General features: G+C 59.9%; 3 rRNA genes. All 3 read right to left on the bottom strand.

From position 1 onward, the window contains the following. Positions 1-13 precede the first annotated feature (13 nt). Positions 14-130, bottom strand: a 5S ribosomal RNA gene (rrf, locus tag CHB94_RS24125). Positions 131-252: 122 nt separating this feature from the next. Further along, positions 253-3,391, bottom strand: a 23S ribosomal RNA gene (locus CHB94_RS24120). 470 nt (positions 3,392-3,861) lie between these two features. Beyond that, positions 3,862-5,383 (bottom strand): 16S ribosomal RNA (locus CHB94_RS24115). Together the 16S, 23S and 5S rRNA genes form the textbook arrangement of a ribosomal RNA operon. Positions 5,384-5,529: the final 146 nt, after the last annotated feature.

Below are 5,529 nucleotides of genomic sequence, written 5' to 3'. Positions count from 1 at the left end.
TTCGGGAATGGTTGTCCGGCGGCGTCCTACTCTCCCACCCCGTCTCCGGGGCAGTACCATCGGCGCTGAGAGGCTTAGCTTCCGGGTTCGGAATGTTGCCGGGCGTTTCCCTCTCGCCATGGCCGCCGTAACTTTGTGAACGTGTGGGAACCAGGGGCTGGTTCGTGCGTTCAGAACCGCACAGTGGACGCGAAGCATTCTTCAGAAGTTGACTTTGACCGGTGGTTCTCGTACCCACGGGTGTGGGTGTGTGTGGTCAAGTCCTCGGCCTGTTAGTACCGGTCAGCTGCACACCTTGCGGTGCTTCCACTTCCGGCCTATCGACCCGCTGGTCTGGGCGGGGGCCTTACCCGGTTGACCCGGTGAGAGACCTCATCTTGAAGCGAGCTTCCCGCTTAGATGCTTTCAGCGGTTATCCCTGCCGAACGTAGCCAACCAGCAGTGCACCTGGCGGTACAACTGGCACACCAGAGGTTCGTCCGTCCCGGTCCTCTCGTACTAGGGACAGCTCTTCTCAAGTCTCTTACGCGCACGGCGGATAGGGACCGAACTGTCTCACGACGTTCTAAACCCAGCTCGCGTACCGCTTTAATGGGCGAACAGCCCAACCCTTGGGACCTACTCCAGCCCCAGGATGCGACGAGCCGACATCGAGGTGCCAAACCATCCCGTCGATATGGACTCTTGGGGAAGATCAGCCTGTTATCCCCGGGGTACCTTTTATCCGTTGAGCGACACCGCTTCCACATGCCGGTGCCGGGTCACTAGTCCCAGCTTTCGCTCCTGCTCGACCCGTCGGTCTCACAGTCAAGCTCCCTTGTGCACTTGCACTCGACACCTGATTGCCAACCAGGCTGAGGGAACCTTTGGGCGCCTCCGTTACATTTTGGGAGGCAACCGCCCCAGTTAAACTACCCACCTGACACTGTTCCTGATCCGGATCACGGACCGAGGTTAGACATCCAATTCGACCAGAGTGGTATTTCAACGGCGACTCCACGAGCACTGGCGTGCCCGCTTCGCAGTCTCCCACCTATCCTACACAAGCCGAACCGAACACCAATATCAAGCTATAGTAAAGGTCCCGGGGTCTTTCCGTCCTGCCGCGCGTAACGAGCATCTTTACTCGTAGTGCAATTTCGCCGAGCCTGTGGTTGAGACAGCTGAGAAGTCGTTACGCCATTCGTGCAGGTCGGAACTTACCCGACAAGGAATTTCGCTACCTTAGGATGGTTATAGTTACCACCGCCGTTTACTGGCGCTTGAGTTCTGAGCTTCGCGCACACGAGGTGCACTAACCCGTCCCCTTAACGTTCCAGCACCGGGCAGGCGTCAGTCCGTATACATCGTCTTACGACTTCGCACGGACCTGTGTTTTTAGTAAACAGTCGCTTCTCACTGGTCTCTGCGGCCTCCACCCGCTGCCCACCGGAACGGTGTTGACGGTCGGAGGCCCCCCTTCTCCCGAAGTTACGGGGGCATTTTGCCGAGTTCCTTAACCACAGTTCGCTCGATCGCCTCGGTATTCTCTACCTGACCACCTGAGTTGGTTTGGGGTACGGGCCGCTGGGAGCTCGCTAGAGGCTTTTCTCGGCAGCATAGGATCATCCAATTCGCCGCATTCGGCTATGCGTCGGGCCTCACCCTGATGCGGACCGGATTTGCCTGGTCCGCGGGCCACACCCTTGCTCCGGTACTACCACTCACCGGTAGGACTACCTTCCTGCGTCACCCCATCGCTTGCCTACTACCAGTCCGGATCCCGCGCTAGTCCCCGCGCCTTCCCCCGAAGGGATCGGCGCCGGTGTTCGGGCGGTTAGCATCGCTGGGTTCGACAGGGGCGCTCCTTCGCGGGTACGGGAATATCAACCCGTTGTCCATCGACTACGCCTGTCGGCCTCGCCTTAGGTCCCGACTCACCCTGGGCGGATTAGCCTGGCCCAGGAACCCTTGGTCTTCCGGCGGGGGAGGTTCTCACTCCCCTCTCGCTACTCATGCCTGCATTCTCACTCGCGTGGCGTCCACGGCTGGATTCCTCCGCCGCTTCACCCGCCACACGACGCTCCCCTACCCATCCACACACCTGGCCCGATCCACGAGGGATCCGGCGGGCGACTGTGTGAATGCCACGGCTTCGGCGGTGTGCTTGAGCCCCGCTACATTGTCGGCGCGGAATCACTTGACCAGTGAGCTATTACGCACTCTTTCAAGGATGGCTGCTTCTAAGCCAACCTCCTGGTTGTCTCTGCGACTCCACATCCTTTTCCACTTAGCACACGCTTAGGGGCCTTAGCCGATGATCTGGGCTGTTTCCCTCTCGACTACGAACCTTATCGCCCGCAGTCTCACTGCCACGCTCTCACTTACCGGCATTCGGAGTTTGGTTGACGTCAGTAACCTTGTGGGGCCCCTCAGCCATCCAGTGCTCTACCTCCGGCAAGAAACACGTGACGCTGCACCTAAATGCATTTCGGGGAGAACCAGCTATCACCGAGTTTGATTGGCCTTTCACCCCTACCCACAGCTCATCCCCCAGGTTTTCAACCCTGGTGGGTTCGGTCCTCCACGCGGTCTTACCCGCGCTTCAACCTGGCCATGGGTAGATCACTCGGCTTCGGGTCTAGGGCACGCGACTGGCTCGCCCTGTTCGGACTCGCTTTCGCTACGGCTACCCCCCACGGGTTAACCTCGCCACGTACCACTAACTCGCAGGCTCATTCTTCAAAAGGCACGCAATCACCCGCGCCGCACGAGGCGACGACAGGCTCTCACGGCTTGTAGGCACACGGTTTCAGGTACTATTTCACTCCCCTCCCGGGGTACTTTTCACCTTTCCCTCACGGTACTTGTCCGCTATCGGTCACCAGGGAGTATTCAGGCTTAGCGGGTGGTCCCGCCGGATTCACACCGAATTTCACGGGCTCGGTGCTACTTGGGAAACACGTTCGGGAGACGCCGTGTTTTCGTGTACGGGGCTCTCACCCTCTGCGGCGACCCCTTCCAGAGGCCTTCCACTAACACCGGCGTTTTCTCACTCCCCGCTCCTCCGGCAGAAGGAACAGAACGGTCCCACGACCCCGCCTCCACAACCCCTGCCGGGTCTCACATGGAAACGGTTTAGCCTTCTCCGCTTTCGCTCGCCACTACTCACGGAATCACTGTTGTTTTCTCTTCCTGTGGGTACTGAGATGTTTCACTTCCCCACGTTCCCTCCACACGCCCTATGTGTTCAGGCGCGGGTCACACCACATGACTGGTGCGGGGTTCCCCCATTCGGAAATCCTCGGATCAACGCTCGGTTGACAGCTCCCCGAGGCTTATCGCAGCCTCCTACGTCCTTCATCGGCTCCTGGTGCCCAGGCATCCACCGTGTGCCCTTAACAACTTGGCCACACAAACCCCGCCCACCGACGCCCGGAAGGACATCGCCGCGCGGGCCTACAAGAACTCCAACGTACAGAGTCAAAAAGATGCTCGCGTCCACTGTGCAGTTCTCAACGTACGACCAGACACCGGCCACCCGACCCCACCCGACCCAGCACCCCCCACAGGGGGCAGCTGGTGGTATGCGATGCAGACCGGCCCTGCAGAGAAGCAACAGACCACCGCCCGCAGACGGAGCCCGCTCCCTCAGGACCCAACAGCGTGCCTACGACCCCGCACCCACCCCGACTCCGCTCCACACCCCCCACCAGGGAAGGGCAGTACTGGGAGCCGGCGGCAAGCCGGCGGCCGAACTGGTCAGCGTTCCACCCTCGAGCACCACCCCAGAAACCCGCAGCCCGCCGGAGATGACGGGCCATCGCGTCCTGAGCGCGGCTCTGGACCACCACAGCACGTGTGGCGGCCAGTGCTCCTTAGAAAGGAGGTGATCCAGCCGCACCTTCCGGTACGGCTACCTTGTTACGACTTCGTCCCAATCGCCGATCCCGCCTTCGACGGCTCCCTCCCACAAGGGGTTGGGCCACCGGCTTCGGGCGTTACCGACTTTCGTGACGTGACGGGCGGTGTGTACAAGGCCCGGGAACGTATTCACCGCAGCGTTGCTGATCTGCGATTACTAGCGACTCCAACTTCATGGGGTCGAGTTGCAGACCCCAATCCGAACTGAGACCGGCTTTTTGGGATTCGCTCCACCTCACGGTATCGCAGCCCTTTGTACCGGCCATTGTAGCATGTTTGCAGCCCTAGACATAAGGGGCATGATGATTTGACGTCATCCCCACCTTCCTCCGAGTTGACCCCGGCAGTCTCCTATGAGTCCCCGGCATGATCCGCTGGCAACATAGGACAAGGGTTGCGCTCGTTGCGGGACTTAACCCAACATCTCACGACACGAGCTGACGACAACCATGCACCACCTGTGCACGGCCCTTACGGACCCCCCATCTCTGGAAGATTTCCGTGCATGTCAAGCCTAGGTAAGGTTCTTCGCGTTGCATCGAATTAAGCAACATGCTCCGCCGCTTGTGCGGGCCCCCGTCAATTCCTTTGAGTTTTAGCCTTGCGGCCGTACTCCCCAGGCGGGGCGCTTAATGCGTTAGCTGCGGCACGGAACTCGTGGAATGAGCCCCACACCTAGCGCCCAACGTTTACGGCGTGGACTACCAGGGTATCTAATCCTGTTCGCTCCCCACGCTTTCGCTCCTCAGCGTCAGTTGTTGCCCAGAGACCCGCCTTCGCCACCGGTGTTCCTCCTGATATCTGCGCATTTCACCGCTACACCAGGAATTCCAGTCTCCCCTGCAACACTCTAGTTTGCTCGTATCGACTGCAGACCCGAGGTTGAGCCTCGGGATTTCACAGCCGACGCAACAAACCGCCTACGAGCTCTTTACGCCCAATAATTCCGGACAACGCTTGCACCCTACGTATTACCGCGGCTGCTGGCACGTAGTTGGCCGGTGCTTCTTCTGCAGGTACCGTCACTTAGAGCTTCGTCCCTGCTGAAAGAGGTTTACAACCCGAAGGCCGTCATCCCCCACGCGGCGTCGCTGCGTCAGGCTTCCGCCCATTGCGCAATATTCCCCACTGCTGCCTCCCGTAGGAGTCTGGGCCGTGTCTCAGTCCCAGTGTGGCCGGTCACCCTCTCAGGCCGGCTACCCGTCGTCGCCTTGGTAGGCCACTACCCCACCAACAAGCTGATAGGCCGCGGGCCCATCCCCAGCCGATAAATCTTTCCACCACCAGACCATGCGGCCAGCGGTCATATCCGGTATTAGCCCCAATTTCTTGGAGTTATCCCAGAGCCGGGGGCAGGTTGCCCACGTGTTACTCACCCGTTCGCCACTGATCCCCCACCGAAGCAGGTTCACCGTTCGACTTGCATGTGTTAAGCACGCCGCCAGCGTTCGTCCTGAGCCAGGATCAAACTCTCCGTAGATGAATTCGAACCGGCCGAGAACCGCGAGCTGACACTCGCGATATCAATCAACCAAAGGAATCCCAAACCAGAACCCGAAGGCCCCGGCACGGGGTAATACTTGGCACTGACTTTCGGCACGCTGTTGAGTTCTCAAAGAGCGGACG

It is taken from the genome of Blastococcus mobilis, from assembly GCF_900188025.1.
GTDB lineage: Bacteria > Actinomycetota > Actinomycetes > Mycobacteriales > Geodermatophilaceae > Blastococcus_B > Blastococcus_B mobilis.
Note: the sequence above shows the minus strand (reverse complement) of the source record. Positions and strands in the feature narration are given on the sequence as shown.